A 23,289-nucleotide genomic window follows, 5' to 3' on the forward strand; every position below is an offset into this window, starting at 1 on the left:
TTCAACCGGAATCGATATTAGCCCTGTTGATTTTTTAGTGTCTTATAGAGTAACAAAAGTTTTTGTAGGAGCGGTTTTAACCGCCGCTTCTTATATATATAATGTTGGCAGTCAGGAAATGAGTTTTTTGTGGTGAATTTTTCGCGGAAATTCGAGCCGAAATGTCGAACCTTTTTTTAGTTGACTTTCGGCAGTAATTGTGCCATGGATCATCTTGACTAAAGAGGCACAAATAGCTAGTCCTAAACCGGTGCCTGAATAGTGACGGGTTGTGGTTTGGTCGGCTTGGCGGAACTTGTCAAAAATGTGGGGAAGAGCAGTTTCACAGATACCGATTCCTGTATCCTGAACAGTGATAATTAGCCGATCGCAATTTAATTCCCGCACTTCAATGCAAATGCTGCCCCGATGCGTGAATTTAACCGCGTTGGAAACGAGATTGACCAAAAGTTGCCGCAGGCGCAACTTGTCATTAACTATCAACTGATTTTGCAAGCACACGCTGACAGACATTACCACATTGTTTTCCGTGGCTTGATTTCTGAATTCCAGGGCGACATCCATTACTAAAGGCGCTAAATCAAATTCTTCAATTTCTAGTTCTATGCGGCCACTCTCGATTTTGGAGAGGTCGAGGATATCGTTAATCAGCACTAGCAGGTTTTTGCCGTTATGTAAAATGCGCCCCACCATGTCTTTTTGCTGGGTACTGAGCAGTTGTTTGTGCTGGCGTAGCAGCAATTGGGAAAAGCCTATAATCGAATTCATGGGAGTTCGCAATTCGTGGGACATGATGCCCAAAAATTGCGATTTTAACTTGGCTGCTTCTAGCAGTTGCAATTTTTGCTGTTGAATGCGTCGGCCCTGATTTTCCAGTTCTTCCTGCTGGCGAATTAGCAGCTCGTTTTGTAAGTCTAAAAGCTGTTCCTGCTTTTTTAATTTTTCGATCGCCCGCGCGCTGTTAATCGCGATCGCAGCTTGTTTTCCCATCACCGCTAGCAGTTGCTGAGTTTGCCCGTCTATCGCCTTAGTGTCTTTCTCGTTGCCGATCGCCAACACACCCAAACGCCCGTTTTCGCCCGACTCGATCGCCGCTGCACAGGCCGCCGCCGGCAGCCAGCCTTCGCACTCCGAGCACCACAGTACAGGCTCTCCCGTCGCAAATGCTTTCCACAGCAGCTTGTTTTGCACGTGGGGGGTTTTGCCTGCTGCAAAGTTTTCCGCGCCTCCGACAGCGCTGAGCTTCAGCCCTGTGCAATCGCTCTCCCGGAGGGCAACCAGGCAAAATTCAGCTCCGGCGATCGCCTCTACAGTCGCGTCCGCGATGGCTTGCAACAACTGACCCAAGTTACCCGCGCGCTGGCTCAACAGATTTGTAAACCGATCAATCGCGTGCAAATCCTGCCCCCCGTCCCTTAGCGTCCCGGCTTCGCACAACTTTTCTGCTTTGAAGTTGGCTTCCGAGCGCGCTTGATGGGGCAAAAATTCTGATCCTGCTTGGGGATCAACTTGAGTTTGTTGCAGCGCGTCCATATCTGTGTACGTTCCCATCCATTCTAAAACTTCCTGGCTCTCTGGATTAGCGGGCGTGGCTCTGGCCAAATTCCAGCGGTAAGTCCCCTCTCGCGTCCGCAGACGAAATATAATTTCGTAACTTGGCGGCGGGAACTCACAAATGCGCGACTTCGCCAACAGACGAGGACGGTCTTCTGGATGAACCTGCGCCAGATAGCCGAAACCCAAAGCTGCTGCTGCTGGTACCCCCGTATATTCCTCCCAGCACTGACCTAAGTAAGTCACCCAGCCACCGGCATATGCTTTCCAAATTATGTGAGGAGTTGCCTCCCACAGGCGATCTTCTTCAGTTTCGCGATCGCCAACTTGCTGTTGGGGGGATGTTATTTTAGATACTTTGTGTAATATTTCCGCGTCGGAAAACTCCGAGGGAAAAGAGTTTTTGCCGTTGTAGTGAGTCATAACAGGTTGTATAAATAACCATAGAACTTGAGCCCTAACACCGGCTAAAGACTCGTACTGCTAGCTTTATTTATTTTGACGGTCCAAGTGCCTCAAAATTTTTTATACTTTAAACTTATCCGGGTAGTGGTATCTTTACCTCTATCAAGGGGTGGACAATGAGATAATTCAGTTAAACTATTGAAACATTGAGAGCTTACCTGTCCCGAGGAAGGCTCGTGCAGGCATCGCCGCCAAAGAACTTAAAAATTAACTTGCTTTCTTGGCGGCTGCATGAGTATGCTTGAAAATGATGTGCGACCTGTCAAACCATAAATCAGGACACATTCTCAAATTTTCTCAGTTTAGCTGAGTCAGTTGACGATATTTTAAAAGTTTAGGGGACTATTGGAAGAAAGATGAGTAAAATTCGCGTTGCTTTGATAGAAGACCATGACCTAACAAGAGTCGGCATTCGCACAGCTTTACAACAGCGTGACACGATAGAAGTTGTCGGCGATGCCGCTAACGCTACAGATGGATTGAAACTGCTTCAGTCTTCAAAACCTGACGTGGCAATTGTAGATATTGGGTTGCCGGATTTTGATGGCATTGAACTTACACAAAAGTTCAAAAAATCGGTAGCGGAGTCTGATCCCGATACAAAAATTTTGATTCTGACTTTTCAGGACAATGAAGAAGAAGTTCTGGCAGCTTTTGCCGCCGGAGCTGACTCTTACTGCATGAAAGATATTAGCTTCGATCAGTTGTTGGATGTAGTAAAAGTAACTCACGAAGGTAACTCTTGGATTGATCCGGCGATCGCCCGTATCGTCCTGAAACAAGCTCGCACTCAGGAACCCGCACCGGAAGAACCGAAGGCGGAGGGCAAAAGAGTCACAATTAAGGCTGCCGAACCCGAGTTTAGCCACATTATTGAGACTTACCCTTTAACCGAGCGGGAATTAGAGGTTTTGGAACTGATCGTGCAGGGTTACAGCAATGCTGCAATCGCCGAAAAGCTTTACATTACTGTCGGTACAGTCAAGACTCACGTCCGCAATATTTTGAACAAGTTGTGTGCTGATGACCGCACTCAGGCTGCCGTTCTCGCCCTGCGTTCTGGCTTGGTTGGATGAAGCCTTATCGTCAGGCAAAATCAAGTTAAAAGTAGGGTGCGCCTAGCGCACCTTACGGCCACTGATTTAGGGTGTGCACTGTACACCGACTGACTAATTGTTACAGAAAAATTAGGGGAGGCAGTGTGCACCAGCCGAGCAATTGTTTGTTGTTAGAAAAAGGGTAAACTTTAAAGTGGCATCTATCCCACTACAGATATTTTTTTAATGTTTTAACAAGTAAATCTACCTTAAGATAGATGCTAAAAAAATCTCATACTACTAATACTTATTGTTGGGCGATCGCCAGTTAGATAAATTTCGCTCACACTGCCCATATTGCGCGATATCACTTCATAAAAGGCGCAGGCAGAGGCAAGATTACCATACTTTTAGAAATAGTTAAGGCTTAAATAAATTATATCCGCAGAGCGATGCTGAGTCCGCTTAAGTTTGCCAAATTAAAAGTATCAACTGCTACTGAAATATTTTAGAAAGAGGTATTATGGCTGCTCCAATTGAATTCAAGTTATTTGCTCCCTACAATAAAGGAGCTGCCTTGATTGGCTCTTTTTCTAATTGGGAAGAGATTCCGATGGAAAAAGACGAAGAAGGTTATTTCTGCACGCGAGTTGAGTTGGAGGATGGCGTTTATCAATACAAATTTCGGGTTCAGTCGAAAAGCTGGTTTCTGGAAGCAGATCAGTGGGTAGATGTGGTCGATCCCTACGCGACTGACATCGACGATCCTACTCAAAACGGCCTTGTTCGGATCAAAGATGGGTCGCGCATTGTTGATACCTACGTCTGGAAACACGACGACAAACCGCTACCGGCCGATCGGGAATTAGTGATTTATGAAATGCACGTTGCTGACTTTTCCGGCGGCGAAGCTGATCCCCTGGCCCGCGGCAAGTACAAGCACGTCGTCGAAAAACTCGATTACCTAGTCGAACTCGGCATCAACGCGATCGAACTCATGCCCCTCAAAGAATACCCGGGCGACTACAGTTGGGGCTACAACCCCCGCTACTTCTTGGCTGCCGAGTCCAGCTACGGAACCACAGAAGAACTCAAAAACCTGATAGACGAGTGTCACGGGCGCGGGATTCGCGTCATCATGGACGGGATTTACAACCACTCGGAAGCGTCGAGCCCCCTCACTCAAATCGATCACGATTATTGGTATCACCACGAACCCCGCGATGCAGACAACAATTGGGGCCCGGAATTTAACTACGAATTCTACGACGAAAACTTAGGAACTTTCCCGGCGCGCAGATTTGCTGGCGATACAGTCCGCTTCTGGATTCAAGAATATCATCTCGACGGCATTCGTTTCGACGCGGCCCGACAAATTGCTAACTACGATTTCATGCACTGGGTCGTTCAAGAAGCCAAAAGTGTCGCCGGCCCCAAACCGTTTTACACCGTTGCCGAATTCATTCCCGACGAGCCCAGCATCACGAATCTAGACGGGCCGATGGACGGCTGCTGGCACGACAGTTTCTATCACTCGATAATTCCACAACTCTGCGGCGACAATTTTGATTTAGAACGCCTCAAAGAGGTAATCGACTGCAAGCGGCAAGGTTACTTGGGTGCTACGAATGTAGTGAATTATCTGAGCAATCACGACCACGATCGCGTTTTTGCCGAATTGGGCGATCGCGGAATTTTGGATGAAGCAGCCTTCAAGCGGGCGAAATTAGGAACCGTGCTGTTAATGACAGCAGTTGGCGTGCCACTAATTTGGATGGGCGAAGAATTTGGCGAATACAAAGCCAAAACAATTGAGCAAGCTAAGATTGACTGGACGCTGCTAGGAAATGACCTGAATAAAGGTTTGTGGGAATACTACAAAGGCTTAATTCACCTGCGTAAAAATAACCAAGCACTTTACACAGAAAACATTGAATTTTTCCACGAAGACCCCGAGTCGAAAGTTTTTGCTTACACTCGCTGGAACGATGAAGGTTCGAGAGTTGTAGTAGTGGCGAATATGTCGGAAAATTATCTAGCTGGTTACAGCGTTCCCCACTTCCCGGCAAACGGAACGTGGCACGAATGGACGGGCAATTATGATGTGGAATCGGGCGATAACAATATTATGATAGACTTGCCGGAATACGAAGCGAAAGTGTTTGTTTGGCAGTAATATCAAATCTAGCCCATTACCCCTAATCAACCTGTTTGTAGTGAGGACTTTAGCCCTTATACCAATTTTTTATGAGGCCCCGTAGAATCAGATCCCCCCTAGCCCCCCTTAATAAGGGGGGGACAAGATTCCGCTCAAAGTCCCCCTTCTTAAGGGGGATTTAGGGGGATCGAGATATGTGCAACTTCACATTAAATTGGTATTACTACAAACCAATTTTATTGTGGTCGTTCTAGCGGACATAATGTAATACCAATTTAAAAAAGTCTTGCTACAGTCCTCCATCTTATACCAATTATTAAAAGCCAGCCGTAGGGACAAAGGCTTTCGCCGTGTCCTACAGATATCGCTTTTCAGAATAAATCTGATTCCCAACTCAAAATAGAAGCTCTTGTTTGTTTCCCCGTTGATTTTCTAGGCACAATTGGGTTATAGCGGCCGCCGGTATTGGTTTGCTAAAGAAGTAACCCTGACCTATATCGCACTGATGCGAGTGCAAAAATGCCAACTGTTCTGCTGTTTCCACTCCCTCGGCAATCACCTGTAAATTCAGGCCCTGTCCCAAGCCGATCGCCAGTTTCACAATAGTAGCACCGCTGCTACCGGTCACCAAATCGGCCACGAAAGATTTGTCTATTTTTAAATTATTGAGGGGAAAGCTTTTCAGAGACCACAGTGAAGAATAACCGGTGCCAAAATCGTCCAGAGAAATGTGAATTCCCATGTCCTTCAACTGCTGCAATACCGACAGCGTAAAGCTCACATCTGTCATAGCAATGCTCTCGGTAATTTCTATTTCTAAATATTCGGGATTTAACTTGGTTTCTGATAAAATTTCAGCGATGATTTGTACTGTGTGAGGTTGCAGAAACTGGCGGGCTGATAAATTCACCGCTATTCGCATCGGCGGCAATCCCCGTAACTGCCACTCTCGATTTTGCAAGCAAGCAGTCCGCATCACCCATTCGTCAATTTGGCAGATTAATCCTGTTTCCTCAGCTAAGGGAATAAATCGATCGGGAGAAATCAAACCGCGTTCGGGATGATCCCAGCGAATCAGAGCTTCCATGCCGACTATTTTGCCAGTATTTAAGTTTATTTGCGGTTGATAGTGCAGGACAAACTCAGTTTTTTTTATAGCTTTGTAAAGATGATTTTCTAAGTTAAGATCCTCGGAGACTTTACTGCCGATCGCCCGCGTGTAAAACTGATAATTATTGCGACCTTTCTGTTTAGCTTTGTACATCGCAGCATCAGCATTTTTCAGCAAAGTTTCTGCATCTTCTCCGTCATAAGGAGCCAAAGCAATTCCCAAGCTAGCCTTAGTATAAAGTTCCAGACCCTCAAAATCAAAAGGACTGCTTAGACTCTGGATAATTACCTGGCAAATCTTAGTTGCTTCCTCTGGGGTATTGATATTGTACAGCAGCACAGTAAACTCATCTCCGCCCCAACGAGCAATCGAATCCCCCACGCGCAAACACTTACTCAAACGCTGAGATACACTTTGCAGCAACAAATCGCCCACTGGGTGACCGAGAGTATCGTTAACATTTTTAAATCGATCCAAATCTAGAAAGATTACTGCCAGCATTTCTCCATTTTGGTGAGCGCTAGCTAAAGCTAAAGACAGCCTTTCATTAAACAGTAATCTATTAGGTAAACCAGTTAATGGGTCGTGAGAAGCTTGATGTCGGATCATCGCCTCGACGCGCCTCTGCATTGCAGCCATGTACAGGTGAGTTCCTAAAGATTGTGCTAGCTTCTGTTCCTCGCTGGTCCACTTTTGAGCTTCGCCGGTTTTGATTTCTTTCCAAGCTGCAAAGGACTGTCGGGGACGATCGTTCCGGGCGTCCGAACTGCAACGGCCCGCCCACAAAATTTCGGTTTGTATAGGGCTGCGAAAAACGGTGAGACAGCCGATGCACTGTTGCCGATATTGCAACGGTACTGCCAAAAATGATCGAATGGAAGCTGCGACTAAATTGGCAGATACAGATTTAAGTTGAGGTTCTTTAGAAATATCGGAAATTGCGTACAAGTGCGGTACAAGAAAACTGGAAACATTGCTGTCAATTGAACTGTAATTCTGGGAATATATATTTTCAAAAATACCTAATTGCCTGGGATGATTAGCAGTTTTTGCTTGATCGCCTTGGTGGTCAAACCCCATGATCTGCTGCCAAAACGGGCTGAGTTCAAGGTCGAGGTCCGTGGGCTGCTGGCCACAGGTATAAAGCAAAGCTGGCCGATCGCCAAACTCCGCTGCAAGGTACAGTCGTCCTCCCGAACCATGCAAATGCTTGACAGTTTGTTCGAGAACTGCTTTGCGAATTTCGTTTAGTTCCAGAGGAGAATGCAGCAAACTGGTAATTTGGTTTACAACGGCTTCGTCGCGCGCTTGCTGTCGAGCTTGACTCAGCAGAAAAGATTGGGCGATCGCAATTGAAAGTTGATCCACAAGCAACTGCACCATTTTCAATTCTCGATCGCTAAACCGTTTCGGTTGGCTGTGGTGAGACACCAACAGTCCCCAAAGGTGATTTTGATGCAAAATCGGCACCGTCAGAGAAGAACGGGCCCCCATAGCCTTCAGATATTCAGCATGACAGGGGTCTACAGGACGATAGCTAATATCTTCAACTGCTAAAGTTTTGCCGGTTTCGGGACAATCTAACCGATTAAGTGTTTGATGCTTCAATTCCACATCTACAATCACTCGCTGGCGCGCTTTAAGAAACATTTCCCGAGCACTCTGGGGAATGTCGCCTGGTGGAAAGCGCAAACCCAGCATAGATGGCAAATTGTCGCCGTTGATGGACTCAGCAATGACCTCGCCGCTACCGTCGGCCTCAAAGCGATAAACTTTTACTCGATCGCTAGCTAAAAAACTGCGGATTTCTCGCGCCGTTGTCGTCAAAATCTCTTGCAGTTCTAAAGAGTTGCGGATGCGATTGGTAATTCGATTGAGTAAAATCTCTTGTTCCAGGGTCGATCGTGACATTTGTCTCACTTTGGTGCGGGCCATCCCTTTTCATCTCCAGGGCTGTTGACAGCATTTTTGCGAGCCACCGTGTTAACTCGCCCTGTATTATAGAATACAACATTTTCCTCGCGTCTATAAGACTTACCCAACCCGGGATTTAAAAACCCCGTTTCTGGAGTTCTTTCTGGTTTTTCGACAAATTTTGGTGAGAAACCGGCTTTTTCACAGCAGTTACAAGGCAAGGAATGAGCGAGCAGACAAGTAGTGAGGACTCAAGTCCGATCGAGTTGGATCAGGACTCAAGTCCTCACTAAAAAGCAATTGCAGAGCTACAAGACAAAAGGTATAGAGAAACCGGGTTGACCAAGCAATATTGTGCCCTATGGAGGGAGAATACTGGTTCGTCAACCCGGCTGGTAAGTATTTATACCCGGAAATATCCCGTTAAGCCGACTCCCAAATTTCCTGAATTCTGTCCGGCAAAAAGCCCGCTATTTCCTGAATTCGCTCCGCGGACAACTCATCCTTCGTTGCCGAGAATACAGCCGCGATCGCAGTTTCCGGTTTTACTCCCGAAGGAAGTGCGCCTTCTAGTTCCACCCTCCGTGCAAACAAATTGCCATCGATCCCCGCAGGTGCAGGCGGGCCGGTCAAAGGCTGACGTATCCGGCTGAGCAATCCCACCAGCGGATTGGTATCTTTCCAGAGGTCTGCTATTTCTTGTTGCAGGGTTTTGTCATCCGTAGGCAAAACTTCTTTGTGCAATTCAGATTCCACGTGCTCGATGGCATCTTTTGTCATCACATCGCGCATGACCCGGTACACTACTTCGGTAATGTCGCGGGCATCAAAAATATCCTCCAAGTGACCTTTTACCAACACTTTTTCCAAAAACGGCATATCCTTTGAAGCGATAGGAACTGCCGATCCTTCCTGGTGGAGCGAGGTCGGAGGATTCGTCTCCATTTTGTGTAACAGTTTGCGGCCTTTTTCTGTTAACTCAGCTTGTTGGAATGCCACTAAAGGTGGCAATAACTCAGATCCTCCGTAAGGTTCTCCACTAAACTCCGCTTTGATAAATTCTCTTTGGTTTAGGTAGTCCAGATGACCGAGCAATTCCGCTTCCGCCACCTGGTGACCGACATATTCTTCGGCTGCGTTCCTAATTTCCGACTCTCCCTTGCCGTTTCCGCTGCCAATCTTTTTGAGCAAAATGTAAGTCAGGTCGTCTCTGATTGGAATTGTCATCAAAACCTCCTAGGTTAATATGCGTTTAAACCAAAGTAAAAACTGATTTTTTTACTTGCTAAACTTGCAATAATTACTACTTAAAAACATTGAAGTATAAAGTAGAGTAACAAGTATCTCTCACCAGGTGGAAGTTATTAAAATTAAGTATCGGTTAGAATCTTCCTTTAGGTAGATCCATCTATGGGAACCCACGTCTAATGTGGTTAGTACCCTGAAAAGCTGTCGCCACTCTTCAAGGCTATTAAGCGAGGATGCTTTATTGGTAAGATTTTCGGTATTTATGGCGTGTTTTTACCAAGGCAAACGCACCAAGAGCGCCTAAGTTGGTAATTGGCGCTAGGAGAGGTAGAATTAAGCAGATGCGATGGGTTCGATCGACTGTGGCCCTCTTGCCCCCAGCTTGCATCGATATTGTACAATCGGGTCATACCAGAAACGGGCCATTGGAGAGCTACAAATACGAGCCAATCTGTTTCAAGTGCCGGAGCGCCACTTGAGGAATGCCTCGGGGACAACTTTTTTGATCGTTTTTCGATCGGCATTTATGAACTACCCTACTTGGAAGAAGAAATTGGAATCCTCGTTTTTAAATAACGGTCAACCAACGGTAGACAAGCGTCCTGTAGTTTTGGCTGTAGACGACAATCCCGACAACTTAGAGCTGCTGACACAAATACTCGATTTATTCGGGTGCGAGTGCGTAGGAGCCGTTGACGGGTACGCAGCTCTTTCAGCAGCAGTCGATCGACCTCCCGACCTAATCGTACTCGACATTTGCTTGCCGGATATAGACGGTATGGAAGTAGTAAAACGCATTCAACAAAACCCCGACCTGAGACATATTCCGATTGTTGCTATCACAGCACTAGCCAAACCAGAAGACCGCGATCGGATTCTCCAAGCCGGCTGCGTGGAATACCTTTCCAAACCTTTTAACATCAAGGATTTAGAAAGAATTATCCGCCAGCACATCAACTCTCAACTGCTTTTGGTTGAGTTTTAGACTTAGAACTAGAATCGCGAACTTTAGGTGCAGAGTCCAAAATTGCGATCGTTCCCGTGCGGCCAGTCTCCAAGGTCGCATCGCTGAGCCAATCAGTCACTCCCACGCCCAAAACCTCTTTGATTAAATCTTTCAGTAACAGTTCCAGAACTGATTGTAGTTGTTCTCGCACCTGCAAAGCCAAATCGTGCTGACCGTTCTGAGCCAGCAGTTTTTCTGGTTGAGTAAGCCCATTTTCGATAACAATTATCAATTTGTTATCCAAAAGATTGCAGAGCGCTTGACTCGTTTGGTGTCCGAGTTGAGAGCGGTACAAAGCTTGAATTCCCTGCGAAAGAGTGCGTTCTAATTTCCCCCGAGTAGGTTCTAAGGTTTCCCCTGTCATATTTTTTACTAAAAAAAAGATAAATCAAAAAAACAGTTAACTGTTAACTACTAACTGGTTAACTGTTAACTGCTAACGGTTAACTGTTAGAAATAACCGTCGCGCTACCCGACAGTAACTTGATCAGTTTCCACGCCAGTTGCACCCTTAACACCTTTAGCAATTGTCACTAACTTGTTGACAATTGCCTGCTCGGGAACTGTACCTTTGAGAACCACAGTAGTGCCCAGTTGAGCCACATAAACAGTCTCAATATCCGCAACCTCTGGATTTGCATCGAAAGCCTGAGCCACCCGTTTAGCTAAACCGCTTTGATCGTATTCTCCATTCAATCCCATGCGTTCCGGCGGGATTGTCTGATTGCTCGCAGCAGGTTGAGCTTGAGCTTGAGCTTCCGCTACAGGTGCTTGGTAAGCAGGAGCGTCAACAGTTTCTTGATTTTCAAGTTTTTCTAAACCAAACAATCTTTTTAGCCAGCCCATAGAGTTTGTCCTCCGACAAAGTTTGTGTTAATTGACTTGTTAATTGACAGTAGGCACGTCGCCGTGCAATTTTTATTCTCAATACCAGGAATGAGGATCGCACTGTAGGACGCAGAAACCGGATTTTTCTCTAAAAAAGTATCGTTCCAGCCTTCGGCCCCGATAGGAAAACCCAGTTTGTTGAGTTGTGTGCGCCCATCCTAGATACCATTTAATGTTGTACAACTTCCTCCATCATCTGCCTGGAGACATAATTCTGCCGCTCTCAAACAAATACTTGGGCTGACCATTCCGGCACATCAAACTTAAACCCTTCTTCCCCAACTTCTACTATTTTGTTATACATCCACTCGTGCCAAGTTCCCGCAGCCGGAAACTTAGGAATGCTGTTACCAGATAGATAAGTATGCGAAAAATTAGCGACAACTACTGCTCGCGTTCCCTCATCGCTCCAACGGTAGTAAGCGATGACTTTGGCTTCGGGATTTTCGTGGATAAATTCAATGTTTTCGGTATAAAGTGCCGGCCAATGTTCTCGCAGCAGAATCACCTGTTTGTAGTATTCCAACAACTCATGATTTGGCTGATTTTTCAACAAAGACCATTGCAGTTTATTCGGCTGGTGGGGAGTTGGTCGAGGGGATTTTCCAAACTCTTCCCCCATCCACAGCATCGGTATTCCTACTGCTGTTACTAACAAAACCGCTCCCTATTGAGCGCGTTTAAAAACCGCTTCTCGATCGATATCCCGAAAGCTTGCTTCCGCCAGCAAGTGGGATCGATCGTGACTGGCTAAATAATTGATAACATTAGTTGTGGTTTGATAGCCTTGTTGTTTGGGTTCTAAAACTTGTTTGAGCTTTTCGATATCGAAAGTCTTCGCCCCCAGATTTTCTATGGTAAAAATGCGAAAACTTTTGTGCCAGCACCCGTCCATCGGCCTGTCCGCAGCGACGAGTTCGGGAAGTTCGGGGATGTGTTCTGCTATGTTGTAAAATGGCTTGTTACGGGCGGTTTTTTTCGCTTCACGAGTTATCCAGTGTAGGAAATGTTGATTATCCAACTGCCGCACTGCATCTGGGGCGAATGCCGTCGATATGATATTCTGGAATCCAGAAATTAACGACATCGCCGATGAATTTCCCAGCGGGACGAATGCCGAGTTTTGGGCCGAAGTTTTCGTAGTTAAACTCCGGGGCCCAGTAGTTAGCCGGATCTTCGGGATAGTGTTTGTGGCGGTAGTAGCAGTAATTGCGATCGATTAGCAATAAAGGACTTTCTTCATCGCAGTGGTTGTAAATCCCGTCCAGAACCACCCGAATGCCCCGTCCGTGGCACTCGTCAATCAATTGCTTGAAATCTGCGGTTGCGCCGTAGCTGGACTCTAGGGTAAAGAAATCGCGGACTTTGTAGCCCTAGCTATAATCGCCCGCATATTCATTAACTGGCATTAGTTCGATCGCATTTATCCCCAAATCGCACAGATAATCTAATTTCTCCCTCACCTGCTGGAATTTACCGCGACTGTCGGAACCATCCGACCCGAAAAAATCAGCAACGTGCGGTTCATAAACGACTAATTCTTCATTATTGGGGAGTTCTTTGTCGTCGTGCTGCCAAACATAGGTATCAATAATTCGCGCCCCTGCTTTGATGCGAATTGTACTTGTATTAGTAGTGCGGTCAATTTCAGTAGCGTAGGGGTCATTGACTTCTACCCCTTCGTCCGGTTCAAAACAGGGACTTTGCGACTGAACTCGGAATTTGTATTGATAAATACCGTCTTCTAACTTAATGTTAGTGCGGGAATAACCTTTGTCATCTTTTTCTAAGGGAATTTCTGCCCATTGGGAAAAGGAGCCGAGCAGTGTAGCTGCTTTGTTGTTGGGAGCGAAGAGTTTGAATTCAATTGCAGCGGGCATAAATACTTTGTTTGCAGAACTTATAAGTGTGATTAGTATTGATTTTTACCATTTTGCAAATCTGTCGCCATCGTTCTTAAGATTTAAACCTGTAACGCTTATGTTGTAAGGTGCTTGGGGGCGCACCCGGACGATTGAGTAGTGCGAACCCTAGCTATTGAGTAAGGTGCACCCCTAGGCACCCGGAAACCTGATTTTAATCAAAAATGTAGTAAAAGTAACTAAAAATTATTAAGCGCTGTTTATGAAAAATAGTCGGGACTGTTTTTAGTTCGTAGTCTGAAACCCTAGATTTTCTATTGGTAGCGAACTTGCCTTGGAGCCTTGAAACGCTTATTCTACCGTTGGCTATCAAAAACTGTCCGAAGTATTGTATGAAAAGTAATTTAACTTTTGATAAGTAAATAAATCGTGGTCAGCATTTAACATTTGTAACTAAAGAAACATTTTTTAGCCGACAGGGGTAATACCGTAGAAAGATGTCATTTTATGCGGAAAGAGCGAGGATCAGCGTGTAATTGTAAGGCAAGGGAAACCAGAAAAATGAATCCTTTATTCAACTGGGTTTTCCTCCGACTTTAAGCCAAGTTAGAGCCGAGAATAGCAAGGATTATTTTTGCTTATGTCTTGGCAGCACTTGTTTTATAGTTTTTGACTGGTAAACTTTGTAGAACCAAAATCAGCTTTAACGACTGCTGCTACCTCAGTAATTGGTAATCGGTGAAAATCTCATCCGTCCCTGTTACCCGTTAGATATTCCGAGCAGTGGCTCTAAGGCTCTAAAAGTTTAATGTGGGATGTTGGCGAATTACCGTTACTGTAAAACTCTGGAGTGTTAAAAATGCTAAAACAAATGTGTTGGTTGCCCCGATTGGGACGCAATGGAGAAAAGATATTGCACTTACGCACCGATGCCCGTCAGGGGTGGCGGCCTTATACAGCTTTTCCGCAGTTTGCTGTATCCGATTACCGGGAACCGGGCGGTTCTAAGGGATGGGCAACTTATCAGAAGCTGAGAACTCAAGGGTGGAATTTAATATCGACTGCAGAAGGGCAGCAGTCGATTTTTGGCGAACAGAAAAGTGCTTAAAAAATCAGAAACCGCCGCAATAAAAGAAGAGGTAAAATCCTCTTCTTTTATTGGTTCGGGACGCAGAAACTAGGTTTTTAACCATCCTACTTGGTTGCAGCGGTAAGGTGTGCATTATACACGCTACATACTTTCTTTTGAGATGTTTGCCAGTTGCAAGTAAATTAGGCGATCGCCCTTTGTCTCTCTGCTGTTGTTGCGACGCTATCAAACACCGGCTGGCGAGTTTTCAAGTTAAACCGATATCCGTGGGGGAGGATGTGCAACTTGGCCCCGCAAATCGCCAAACCCTCATCCTTCAAGCGTCCTTCAATATTGTCGTGGAGTTTTTCCGACTCGTCGATGACAGTTACAGCGCTTTCGCCAATGACTTCCAACTCGTCACCGTGGACTAAAATAGCTGTATTTTCGTCAATACCAAATCCCAACACAGCCGGTTGCAGCAAGAGTGCCGTAACTAAGCGTCCCAGACGACCTCGTTGGGCGAAATGCTGGTCGATGACAACATCGGGAAGGAAACCCATACCCGGGCCCATTGCTACCACATCAACGCGGGGGTTTGTCTCGGAGTCTCCTTCAATAATCATCATGTCTGGCATCATCGCCGCGCCGGCACTGGTGCCACCAATGATAATCCCTTCAGAGTAGCGTTTGTGCATAGCTGCGTCGAGTTTTGTGTCTTTCAAGCAGCTAATAATCCGCGCTTGATCTCCGCCGGTAAAGAATATGCCCGTGGCTTGTTCGATCGCTTCTAAATAATCTGGATTGTTGGCATCTTCGGGTCTCTGGGTGTCAACAACTCGCACATCTTCAGCGCCCAGTCGCTCAAACACTCGGATGTAATTATCTCCTACTTCTCCCGGCAAGCTTGTGGCAGCAGTCATGACAACAATGTGCGCTTTAGTGCCTCCGGCGCACCGCAAGAATTCCCGCAGAATTTTGCAGTCCCCTTCTTTGTCTTCCGCGCCACCAATAATTAGCAACTTTCCCTGAGTTTCCTGGCTCGCCATATTATCTCCACTTTTAATTTATTAAATTTCACTAAAACACAAAATTCCTTTGTCCGAAAACTGCCAAAAGGTATATATAAATACAAAAAAATATCCTACTTCTACCACTCCAGGACGCAAACAGCTCAAGCATTCGGGTTGTTTTTTACTCAGGCTTTGGGCTGTAACAATGTTTTTGTTAAACAAAACTTAACCCTCCCCTAACAGGATAGAGGTGGGTCAAAAAATGAGTTAAATTTATCAAGACTTACCGGCGCGGGGTAATCAATCCGGTTTCTGACGGGATTCTTCGCGACTCCTCCTATTAGTTTCTCCTAGAAATCGGATTGATGAGCGTAAGTCCTCAATTAGTCCGATCGCCTGTTAGTGCGATCGCTCGATCAAATTGCTCAATATGGTACTCGCCCGTTCTAAAGGTAGGTGTCTGGGTTTGCCGTTCCAGACAATCTGATATTCGTTGCTGTTTTGACCATCGCCGTAGCCAGAAATTAGCTTCCGGTGAAATGCTTCCTCAGCTAAGTGGTGAACTTTGTCCCTGAGAGCAGTTTGTGCGATATTCATAATTTGCTGCCTCTTAAATTTTCTTTCACTGTCATAAACTGTCATAAACAATTATAAGTGGGCCGTGTACCTCTCTAAAGTTATAGATTTTATTCTAAAGGGGGAAGAAAGTAGTCATTAGTTATTAGTGCTTAGTTATTAGTGCTTAGTTATATGTGCTTAGTCATCAACCTTTAGTCAGATATTGAAGGAAGAAGAAATATTTTCTTACTTCCTCCTCTTCCGCAATGCTGAAGGGAGAATTGGCCGGAGTATCTGTCTCAACTGAGCAGTGCAATAATATCTATACCCGCAGGTAGTATCCCCTGCACCGACTATAAAGTTACCGTAAAAATTTAACTCAAAGGAGGTTAGAAAATGCTGCAAGAAAAAAGCACCGAAACAGCCCGCGTTAATGCTCGAAAAACCGATATTTTTGATGTTTTCAATTTCAAACACTACATGGGGCCCAACCCTTATTTAGACACCGCTGCTTTAGTTTTTGATTTAGCGGTAACGGCCGCGAGCGAACCTTTGCCCATCGCATATTACCAGAAAATTATTGGTGATCGCTACCCCCAACTGCTGCACGAAACTTTCTCGAACCATGCCCAACTGTTCGGCCGTACCGCCTCAGAAGTAGCAAAACTCGACATGGGTTTGCACTTCCAACACTGGAACATCAAGCCATTTTCTCACTTTAACAGAATCAGCATAGAAGCACTTCACGCCCGCACAGGCAGAGCCGTAGTTTACGCAGTTTGGGATTGGTTTGAAGCCATCAATCAAAATCAAGACTTTCCCTTGGAAGCACAAATGGGCGCGCTGCAAAATATGTTCCGGCAGTCAGTTTACGGAGGCCCGACAGTTTATTCGTTAATGCGATCGGCATCCCAAAAAGGCATCCCCGCATTTTACTTGTGGGATGAAGGACTAATGCAATATGGGTACGGTAAAAAACTTGTGCGCGGATCTGCAACTACTTTTGATTCTGACAGCCATTTAGACTCAGATTTTACCACGCGCAAAGACGATTGTAAAGCTTTTCTCGCTACATTAGGATTTCCTGTTCCCAAAGGCGATATCGTCTCCACAGAAAACGGAGCTCTGGCAGTTGCTAGAGAAATTGGCTACCCAGTTGCTATCAAACCAGTAGTCGGTCATAAAGGGATTGGCGTAACAGCAGATGTCCGAGATGCTGAGGACTTGCAGGCCGCTTTTAAAAGAGCAGTTAAGGCAATTCCCGACACAGATCCGGTGCGAGTAATTGTGGAAAACAGCATCAAAGGCTCGGATTTTAGGCTGCTGTGCGTTGACGGCAAATTTGTTTCTGCAACTGAACGCCGGCCCGCTTGGGTAACAGGTGATGGCGAATCCACAATGCGGGAATTGATCCGTCGTGAAAACCGCAAACCCCAACGTTTGGATACGCCAACTTCGGCCCTGAGCAAAATTCAGTCTGACGAAGCGATGGAAATGTATCTGGCAGAACAAGGGCTGTCATTGGATAGTGTCCTAGAGGGCGATCGCATTGTGTATCTACGCAAAGTCGCCAATCTTTCCGCAGGCGGCGTCAGCATCGACGCTACCCGCAATATTCACCCGGATAACATTGTTTTGGCTCAAGATATTGCCCTACATTTTCGGTTAACTTGTTTGGGGGTTGATGTGATAACAGAAAGTCTCGCCAAATCTTGGAAAACAGGCAATTTTGGGATTCTCGAAATCAATGCAGCGCCGGGGATTTTTATGCACCTCAACCCGGCTGTCGGCGAAGGTGTTGATGTGCCTTCGCATATTATCGAAACTTTCTTTGACTCGGGAAAAACCGCCCGAATTCCGATTATTACTTTCAACCGAATTTCGGTGCACGATCTGCAAGAAATAATCGACCACATTCTATTGCAGCATCCCGATTGGACGATCGGTGCTGTTTGTCGCGGTGGACTTTTTGTCAACCGTTCTGAAAAAGTTTTGAATAAGAATTACAATCTTAACGTGCAAAGTTTGCTGCGGAATCCCAAGCTCGATTTGTTAATTGCTGAATATCCCGAAAATATTTTGGAAGCTGAGGGAATGTTTTATCGGGGCAGCAATATGGTGGTGCTGGACAATCCGGGGGAAACTGAGATGATGTTGGTCAGAGAAAGCACTGATGATGATACTGTGGTGGTGAGGGAAGGAAGTAGTATTTCTATTCGCCGCCAGGGGTTGATCGAACAGTATACTCTCGGGGATGATGAACCGTTTACACGGGTTTATTTGAAGGAAATAGGGACGGTTTTGTAAGCTGTTCCAAATTTAAGTTGACTTTGTGGGGCGGGTATTGAGTACGCGCCCCACCAGATAAAGGCTTTTTCTCGTTCCCGGTTTCTTCCGGGGAAGGAAGTTGGGGAGCACCCAGATTTGAACTCGCTTCGTTACACTTAGTGACAGTTGGTTTCCCTTCCTGAGTCGTGGATGTATTCTTCGTAAGAAAGCGAGTTTCTTCCCAACTTTCTCGTTACCACACCAATATTTTTGTAGAAATTGGGTTTCTCAGGGTAAGTCCTATTCCTGAGCTCATAAGTTTTTAAACAATTTAGTTTCTGCGCTGTCGATCGTCTTATCAAGGAATTTCACAAGTCTTTAAACAATTGCACTCCGGTGGCAGAAGGTGTGGAAAGATGAATGTTGCGAGCAATTGGTTTAATTCCCTGAAGGAAACTTTACTGTAGCACCGTCGCTACATTCCAGCAGCGCTGACTCTTTGCACCGGTACAAGCTTGTCATTGGCACCCGTGGCCGTTGTTTGGCATGGGGAAAATCAACGAGTGCAAGCTCAATTTCATCAGCAAGCCGATCGCCTAAATCTGGCATTACAGCAATTACAGCAAAGCATTAACAAAAATTTAGACGTTCTGTATTCACTTGAAGGCTTCTACAGCGCATCTACTGAAGTTACCAGACAAGATTTTAAGCAAGGCGTATATACCCGAGACTTGCTGGAACGTGTGGAAATATACCAGCAGCAATATCCGAAACCAACGCCCGAAGTGCAAGCGAAACTACAAGAGATTGATTTGGAGTTTATCAATGAAGACTTGCCTAAAATTCTAAAATCTATGAATATGGGAGCTGAACGCATCCGCCAAATCGTCCTTTCTCTGCGGAATTTCTCGCGCTTGGATGAAGCAGAAATGAAGTCGGTTGACATTCACCAAGGCATCGATAGCACCTTGATGATTTTGGATAGTCGGCTGAAACCCCAACCTGGTTTTCCGGGTATTCAAGTCATCAAAAAATACGGAAATTTGCCTTTAGTGGAGTGCTGGGCGGGACAATTGAATCAGGTATTTATGAATGTTTTGAGCAATGCCTTTGATTTTTTATACACAAAAACTCACATTTTACCCAATGGTAAAAATTCCTCTGAGGCGGCTTTTTTACCTACTATTCGGATTCGCACTGAACTTTTAAGTTCTAATTGTGTATGCGTGCGAATTGCGGACAATGGAGCGGGCATGATGGAGAATGTAAAAAAAATGTTTGTTTGAGCCGTTTTTTACTACCCAGCCTGTAGGCAAAGGTACTGGCTTGGGATTGTCGATCGGCTATCAAATAGTGGACAAACATCAAGGTTCGCTTAGGTGTCGATCGGCTCCGGTAGAGGGAACTGAATTTTGGATTGAGGTGCCGGTGCGACAACAGTTAAAGCAATCTGTTTCTAAGGTTTCATCTGCGGTAGGTGCCAGTTGGAATTAGCGGGAGAAATCTCTCTTCTAGCTGAGTCTTACTGGGAGCATCTCATGAAAGCAGCTAAGCTAGAAATGGGAGCTTGGAGGCAGGAGACAGGAGGAAAGAGGAAAGAGGAAGAAGAAAAGAGCCAGGAGGCAGGATCTAGGAGGAAAGAGGAAGAAGAAAGGAGGAAGAAGGCAGGAGCCAGAAGAAGTGTTTTTACAAATTTGAGATGCTTCCTAATTCTTGTTTAGAAAAAGTGAACTATCCGCACTCAACTTGGAAAAGGTGCGGATTTCGCAGTCTACTTTCCACTGTTAACGGTTATAGTTATTGGCAAGCGCGTGCTAATTTCGAGTCCAATATCGCCAAAGATAATTTTTTTTGGTTTTACCCGTCGTGACAATTTATAATTGTAGCAAGACCAGATTACCAATTATTAACTACGATGTCTTTACAATCTATTAGCATTCCGCCCACAACCGATCGCAAACCTGTTGCTTTGATTGTCGCTTTGCATGGATGGGGTGCTAATGCTCGGGATTTGACTTCCTTAGCACCAGCTTTCAATTTGCCGGATTATCAGTTTGTGTTTCCCGATGCCCCCTTTCCCCATCCGCAAGTAACGAGCGGCAAAGCGTGGTATAACCTTCAAAGCAAAGACGCTCAGGGATTGGTAGAAAGTCGGCAATTGCTGAGGGAATTTTTGCTGTCTTTGGAAAGCAGCACGGGCGTGCCTTTGTCTCGCACAATTTTAGGTGGCTTTTCTCAAGGCGGAGCGATGACTCTAGATGTGGGATTGACTTTGCCCCTAGCGGGTTTAATTTGTCTGAGCGGTTATTTACACCCGATTTCGCCAGTTGCTGGGAATGCTTTGCCACCTGTTTTAATCGTGCATGGTACTCAAGATACTATTGTTCCCGTTAGTGCTGCTGTGCGATCGCGCGAGAGTTTGACGGCTTGGGGAGCTGCGGTGCAGTATCAAGAATTTAACATGGGACACGAGATTCTGCCGGAAGTTATAGATGTAATGCGAAGTTTTGTTGTAGAAACTGTGTCGAAATTGAATTAAAGGTTTAGTATATAGTATGGCGGAAGTCTCGGGCAGGGGAAAAAAATGAAAACTTTAACCAAAGCATCGCGCGATATTGCTGTACTTACTTCTCAGGACGTGGCGGAATTGGCTGTCCGTTTGGAAGTTGACGATTATACAGATCCTTTTGAGGGATTGAATGATTGGCATTTGTTGCGATCGCTTGCTTTTCAGCGGCCGGAGCTAGTTGAACCTTATCTCCACCTTCTGGATATGGAAGCCTACGACGAAGCATAGACTGAAAAATCTAGCTCAAAATTTTCGACGGAATTGAGGAAGAAGTTAGCAGCATATTTTGTTGCGGATTAAACAGATGAATTAGGGATTTTAGCCTGTTTTTATCTTAATTTCTTTCTTGATTCTTTTTTATGGCTGAAGGAAGAAGGAAGAAGGAAGAAGGAAGAAGGAAGAAAGAATGAGGAAGAAGGAAGAAAGAATGAGGAGATGCGATCGGGCAATTCTCCGCAATGGTTTCAGGAATTCATCAAGTTCTCATAACCTCGAAGGTTGCTGTATTACCAAAAATCATGAAGGGCAGACGAATTTTAATCGGGGTTAGTGGCGGGATTGCGGCTTACAAAGTTTGCGAAGTAGTTTCAACTTTAGCGAAAGCTGGAGCGGAAGTTAAAGCTATTCTTACTGATGCGGCTGGCGAGTTTGTAACGCCTTTGACTTTTGCTACTCTGTGCCGCCATCCTGCTTTTACTGACAAAGATTTCTGGCAAGCAAGCCACGGCCGCCCCCTGCATATTCAACTGGGAGAATGGGCGGAAGTTTTTGTGATTGCTCCTTTGACAGCTAATACTTTGGCTAAGTTGGCGGGGGGTTTTGCTGATAATTTGCTGACTAATACTGTTTTAGCTTCTACTTGCCCAATTTTGCTGGCACCGGCGATGAATACGGATATGTGGGAACAGCCGGCGGTGCAGCGGAATTGGCGGGAAGTTTTGACTTATGGGCGCTATCATGCTGCGAATCCGGGGGCGGGAATGCTGGCGTGCGATCGCGCGGGTGTCGGCCGCATGGCAGAACCGGGTGAGATTTTGCCTCATATTGAATCGCTGTTGTATGCGAAGGGCGATCGAGATTTAGCGGGGCTTCGGGTGTTGATCAGTGCGGGAGGAACGCGGGAACACCTCGATCCGGTGCGGTTTATCGGCAATCCTTCCAGTGGCAAAATGGGTATAGCTTTGGCGCAAGCTGCACAGCACCGCGGCGCGACAGTGACGCTGGTACACAGTATAACTGGGGAATTGCCGCTGTCAGGTGTACGGGCGATCGCAGTTGCCAGTGCTCAAGAAATGCGGCAGGCGATGCTGGAATGCTTTCACGATGCGGATTTGACGGTGATGGCTGCGGCGGTAGCAGATGTGAAGCCTGCGGAGTACAGTAGTGAGAAATTGCCGAAGCGATCGCTCCCCAATAGTTTGCCTTTGGCACCGGTAGCGGATATTGTGGCAGAGTTGGGAAAATTGAAACAGTCGCACCAAAAATTAATCGGCTTTGCAGCACAAACTGGGGATATTGTCAAGCCAGCGTTGGAGAAATTGCGGGGGAAGAAACTGGATGTAATTGCCGCAAACCCGATCGATCAAATAGGTGCCGGTTTCGGCAGCAATACCAATCAAGCAATATTAATTAATGCCGCCGGCAAGCAAGTAGAAATAGCGCCTTGCAGCAAGCTAGAAATGGCTCACCGATTGTTTGATTTTGTGAGGGAAGGGTGAGGGCGCGATTTACTCATTAACTGGGATTAATTACTACTGATTCGGGCGAGAATTCTGATTCCCCAAAATCCGTTGATTCCGAGTCAGCCGACAACTCAGTATCTGCGACAGTAATTTCTAGTTTAAATCCTAATGCTTCGAGCAATTCTACCAAACTATAGATTTCCGAACCGCCACTTTCCGTCAGCATCTTGTCGAGTTTTTCGTGATGCTGTTTTGCTGACTCCGAAAGAGCATTCATCCTCATTCGAGCGTCAATCACCTTTCGGATGGCATTTCTCAAAAGGGCGGGTTCAGGATCTTTTTCTTCCAAGATAGCGCCGATAAAACCAGCAGCTTCTTCCGGCTCGTGGAGAGATTCAATTAGATACTCGCGGTAGCTATCACTTGTCAGTGCTTTCACGTTTTTCATAATCTGTCCAGTATTCTATAGCTTGTCGAATGTCCTGTTATTGGGTGCTTTTATCCCCAGCTATGAGGATTACCACAATTGTTACGCCGACTTGTCCGAAGTAAACGCGGTAGCCCGGACCATAATTAATTCTGAGTTCAAAAACTCATTGTCCCGCTGACTTGAAATCTCCGCGATTACTTTGCTCAACTCGGTCAAGCCTAGATTTGATTCTAACTCTAACATTCCGATCGCGGAGCGAATCAAGCCACTCGCTGAATGGCGATATACCCTCTGGTGTAGTGTAACGTCGAATTTCCCTGGCTTTTACTTCCATAATTTTATCGCAGTCGATCGGCAATTTCTATCGTAGGGCGATCGACCTGACGGGGTGACAACAAGAGTCAAAAGCCCCACCAGTAGCGGATTTGCCCAAAGTGAGGTAAAAAAAGATGGGGTC

Annotated in this window: 22 protein-coding genes and 2 pseudogenes; 11 read left to right on the forward strand and 13 right to left on the reverse strand. The window is 45.8% G+C overall.

Annotated features, from left to right (window positions below; translation table 11 throughout):
• Nucleotides 1-111 precede the first annotated feature (111 nt).
• Entirely contained in the window at nt 112-1,977 is a 1,866-nt protein-coding gene (locus QT994_RS17305) for an ATP-binding protein (RefSeq protein WP_333176443.1), read from the reverse strand.
• A gap of 398 nt (nt 1,978-2,375) precedes the next feature.
• Here QT994_RS17305 and QT994_RS17310 point away from each other — a divergent pair, with 398 nt between their 5' ends.
• Both QT994_RS17310 and QT994_RS17315 read left to right on the forward strand, forming a co-directional pair.
• A complete protein-coding gene (locus QT994_RS17310) occupies nt 2,376-3,095 on the forward strand; it encodes a response regulator transcription factor (RefSeq protein WP_333042026.1) in 720 nt (239 codons plus the stop codon).
• 484 nt (nt 3,096-3,579) lie between these two features.
• The gene (locus QT994_RS17315) at nt 3,580-5,232 is read left to right on the forward strand and encodes an alpha-amylase family glycosyl hydrolase (protein ID WP_333176446.1); all 1,653 of its coding nucleotides are present in this window, start codon (nt 3,580-3,582) and stop codon (nt 5,230-5,232) included.
• 376 nt (nt 5,233-5,608) lie between these two features.
• Here QT994_RS17315 and QT994_RS17320 read toward each other — a convergent pair whose 3' ends face one another.
• A complete protein-coding gene (locus tag QT994_RS17320) occupies nt 5,609-8,260 on the reverse strand; it encodes an EAL domain-containing protein (protein WP_445243918.1) in 2,652 nt (883 codons plus the stop codon).
• A 402-nt stretch (nt 8,261-8,662) separates the two neighbouring features.
• Nucleotides 8,663-9,466: a DUF2267 domain-containing protein gene (locus tag QT994_RS17325; RefSeq protein WP_333176449.1), complete on the reverse strand. Its 804-nt coding sequence runs from the start codon at nt 9,464-9,466 to the stop codon at nt 8,663-8,665.
• A 547-nt stretch (nt 9,467-10,013) separates the two neighbouring features.
• On the opposite strand from QT994_RS17325, the gene QT994_RS17330 reads away from it, so the two are divergent.
• A complete protein-coding gene (locus tag QT994_RS17330; protein WP_333176451.1) occupies nt 10,014-10,472 on the forward strand; it encodes a response regulator in 459 nt (152 codons plus the stop codon).
• Here the strand turns inward: QT994_RS17330 and QT994_RS17335 are convergent.
• The 6 genes and pseudogenes from QT994_RS17335 to QT994_RS17360 all read right to left on the reverse strand — a co-directional run bounded on the left by QT994_RS17335 (nt 10,441) and on the right by QT994_RS17360 (nt 13,261).
• Nucleotides 10,441-10,857, reverse strand: coding sequence for a DUF2294 domain-containing protein (locus QT994_RS17335; protein WP_333176453.1), 417 nt, complete (start codon nt 10,855-10,857; stop codon nt 10,441-10,443). The two genes, QT994_RS17330 and QT994_RS17335, sit on opposite strands and share 32 nt — an antisense overlap.
• A gap of 104 nt (nt 10,858-10,961) precedes the next feature.
• Nucleotides 10,962-11,339 carry a BON domain-containing protein gene (locus tag QT994_RS17340; protein WP_333176455.1) on the reverse strand — a complete coding sequence of 126 codons (378 nt, stop codon included), beginning with the start codon at nt 11,337-11,339 and terminating at the stop codon, nt 10,962-10,964.
• 265 nt (nt 11,340-11,604) lie between these two features.
• Complete coding sequence (locus QT994_RS17345) at nt 11,605-12,039, reverse strand: alpha amylase C-terminal domain-containing protein (RefSeq protein WP_333176457.1); 435 nt, start codon at nt 12,037-12,039, stop codon at nt 11,605-11,607.
• Between the two features lie 9 nt (nt 12,040-12,048).
• Nucleotides 12,049-12,468 (reverse strand): hypothetical protein, encoded by a 420-nt coding sequence (locus QT994_RS17350; protein WP_333176459.1) that lies wholly within the window; start codon nt 12,466-12,468, stop codon nt 12,049-12,051.
• Nucleotides 12,395-12,694: pseudogene (locus QT994_RS17355) on the reverse strand (alpha-amylase family glycosyl hydrolase); the annotation flags it as partial. The gene QT994_RS17350 and the pseudogene QT994_RS17355, both read right to left, overlap by 74 nt.
• Before the next feature lie 60 nt (nt 12,695-12,754).
• Nucleotides 12,755-13,261 (reverse strand): hypothetical protein, encoded by a 507-nt coding sequence (locus QT994_RS17360; protein WP_333176461.1) that lies wholly within the window; start codon nt 13,259-13,261, stop codon nt 12,755-12,757.
• An 841-nt stretch (nt 13,262-14,102) separates the two neighbouring features.
• Here QT994_RS17360 and QT994_RS17365 point away from each other — a divergent pair.
• A complete protein-coding gene (locus QT994_RS17365) occupies nt 14,103-14,351 on the forward strand; it encodes a hypothetical protein (protein ID WP_333145102.1) in 249 nt (82 codons plus the stop codon).
• Between the two features lie 164 nt (nt 14,352-14,515).
• On the opposite strand, the gene QT994_RS17370 is transcribed toward QT994_RS17365, so the two are convergent.
• On the reverse strand, nt 14,516-15,361 hold the full coding sequence (locus QT994_RS17370; protein ID WP_333045611.1) for a cyanophycinase: 846 nt from the start codon (nt 15,359-15,361) through the stop codon (nt 14,516-14,518).
• Between the two features lie 363 nt (nt 15,362-15,724).
• The gene (locus tag QT994_RS17375) at nt 15,725-15,922 is read right to left on the reverse strand and encodes a hypothetical protein (RefSeq protein WP_333176463.1); all 198 of its coding nucleotides are present in this window, start codon (nt 15,920-15,922) and stop codon (nt 15,725-15,727) included.
• A gap of 357 nt (nt 15,923-16,279) precedes the next feature.
• Between QT994_RS17375 and QT994_RS17380 the strand changes: the two genes are divergently transcribed.
• The 7 genes from QT994_RS17380 (at nt 16,280) to coaBC (ending at nt 22,438) form a co-directional block, all read left to right on the forward strand.
• Nucleotides 16,280-18,190 carry an ATP-binding protein gene (locus QT994_RS17380; protein ID WP_333176465.1) on the forward strand — a complete coding sequence of 637 codons (1,911 nt, stop codon included), beginning with the start codon at nt 16,280-16,282 and terminating at the stop codon, nt 18,188-18,190.
• Between the two features lie 524 nt (nt 18,191-18,714).
• On the forward strand, nt 18,715-19,437 hold the full coding sequence (locus QT994_RS17385; protein ID WP_333176467.1) for a hypothetical protein: 723 nt from the start codon (nt 18,715-18,717) through the stop codon (nt 19,435-19,437).
• A complete protein-coding gene (locus QT994_RS17390) occupies nt 19,430-19,645 on the forward strand; it encodes an ATP-binding protein (RefSeq protein ID WP_333176469.1) in 216 nt (71 codons plus the stop codon). Before QT994_RS17385 ends, QT994_RS17390 begins: the two co-directional genes overlap by 8 nt.
• Nucleotides 19,646-19,689: 44 nt before the next feature.
• On the forward strand, nt 19,690-19,872 hold the full coding sequence (locus QT994_RS17395; protein ID WP_333045613.1) for a hypothetical protein: 183 nt from the start codon (nt 19,690-19,692) through the stop codon (nt 19,870-19,872).
• 194 nt (nt 19,873-20,066) lie between these two features.
• The gene (locus tag QT994_RS17400; RefSeq protein WP_333176471.1) at nt 20,067-20,690 is read left to right on the forward strand and encodes an alpha/beta hydrolase; all 624 of its coding nucleotides are present in this window, start codon (nt 20,067-20,069) and stop codon (nt 20,688-20,690) included.
• Nucleotides 20,691-20,735: 45 nt separating this feature from the next.
• Complete coding sequence (gene isiD, locus QT994_RS17405; protein WP_006632739.1) at nt 20,736-20,948, forward strand: protein IsiD; 213 nt, start codon at nt 20,736-20,738, stop codon at nt 20,946-20,948.
• A 290-nt stretch (nt 20,949-21,238) separates the two neighbouring features.
• Complete coding sequence (gene coaBC, locus QT994_RS17410; protein ID WP_333176473.1) at nt 21,239-22,438, forward strand: bifunctional phosphopantothenoylcysteine decarboxylase/phosphopantothenate--cysteine ligase CoaBC; 1,200 nt, start codon at nt 21,239-21,241, stop codon at nt 22,436-22,438.
• A 16-nt stretch (nt 22,439-22,454) separates the two neighbouring features.
• Here the strand turns inward: coaBC and QT994_RS17415 are convergent, their stop codons facing one another.
• Nucleotides 22,455-22,850 (reverse strand): transcriptional regulator, encoded by a 396-nt coding sequence (locus QT994_RS17415; protein WP_333176475.1) that lies wholly within the window; start codon nt 22,848-22,850, stop codon nt 22,455-22,457.
• Nucleotides 22,822-23,166: pseudogene (locus QT994_RS17420) on the reverse strand (type II toxin-antitoxin system RelE/ParE family toxin). Before QT994_RS17420 ends, QT994_RS17415 begins: the two are co-directional and overlap by 29 nt.
• Between the last annotated feature and the right edge of the window lie 123 nt (nt 23,167-23,289).

It is taken from the genome of Microcoleus sp. S13_B4, from assembly GCF_036700885.1.
Taxonomy (GTDB): Bacteria; Cyanobacteriota; Cyanobacteriia; order Cyanobacteriales; family Microcoleaceae; genus Microcoleus.

Coding starts and splice junctions, on each gene's coding strand:
- QT994_RS17305 (WP_333176443.1), bottom strand. CDS start 1,977: ATGACTCACTACAACGGCAAAAACTCTTTTCCCTCGGAGTTTTCCGAC.
- QT994_RS17310 (WP_333042026.1), top strand. CDS start 2,376: ATGAGTAAAATTCGCGTTGCTTTGATAGAAGACCATGACCTAACAAGA.
- QT994_RS17315 (WP_333176446.1), top strand. CDS start 3,580: ATGGCTGCTCCAATTGAATTCAAGTTATTTGCTCCCTACAATAAAGGA.
- QT994_RS17320 (WP_445243918.1), bottom strand. CDS start 8,260: ATGGCCCGCACCAAAGTGAGACAAATGTCACGATCGACCCTGGAACAA.
- QT994_RS17325 (WP_333176449.1), bottom strand. CDS start 9,466: ATGACAATTCCAATCAGAGACGACCTGACTTACATTTTGCTCAAAAAG.
- QT994_RS17330 (WP_333176451.1), top strand. CDS start 10,014: ATGAACTACCCTACTTGGAAGAAGAAATTGGAATCCTCGTTTTTAAAT.
- QT994_RS17335 (WP_333176453.1), bottom strand. CDS start 10,857: ATGACAGGGGAAACCTTAGAACCTACTCGGGGGAAATTAGAACGCACT.
- QT994_RS17340 (WP_333176455.1), bottom strand. CDS start 11,339: ATGGGCTGGCTAAAAAGATTGTTTGGTTTAGAAAAACTTGAAAATCAA.
- QT994_RS17350 (WP_333176459.1), bottom strand. CDS start 12,468: ATGTCGTTAATTTCTGGATTCCAGAATATCATATCGACGGCATTCGCC.
- QT994_RS17360 (WP_333176461.1), bottom strand. CDS start 13,261: ATGCCCGCTGCAATTGAATTCAAACTCTTCGCTCCCAACAACAAAGCA.
- QT994_RS17365 (WP_333145102.1), top strand. CDS start 14,103: ATGCTAAAACAAATGTGTTGGTTGCCCCGATTGGGACGCAATGGAGAA.
- QT994_RS17370 (WP_333045611.1), bottom strand. CDS start 15,361: ATGGCGAGCCAGGAAACTCAGGGAAAGTTGCTAATTATTGGTGGCGCG.
- QT994_RS17375 (WP_333176463.1), bottom strand. CDS start 15,922: ATGAATATCGCACAAACTGCTCTCAGGGACAAAGTTCACCACTTAGCT.
- QT994_RS17380 (WP_333176465.1), top strand. CDS start 16,280: ATGCTGCAAGAAAAAAGCACCGAAACAGCCCGCGTTAATGCTCGAAAA.
- QT994_RS17395 (WP_333045613.1), top strand. CDS start 19,690: ATGAAAGCAGCTAAGCTAGAAATGGGAGCTTGGAGGCAGGAGACAGGA.
- QT994_RS17400 (WP_333176471.1), top strand. CDS start 20,067: ATGTCTTTACAATCTATTAGCATTCCGCCCACAACCGATCGCAAACCT.
- isiD (WP_006632739.1), top strand. CDS start 20,736: ATGAAAACTTTAACCAAAGCATCGCGCGATATTGCTGTACTTACTTCT.
- coaBC (WP_333176473.1), top strand. CDS start 21,239: ATGAAGGGCAGACGAATTTTAATCGGGGTTAGTGGCGGGATTGCGGCT.
- QT994_RS17415 (WP_333176475.1), bottom strand. CDS start 22,850: ATGAAAAACGTGAAAGCACTGACAAGTGATAGCTACCGCGAGTATCTA.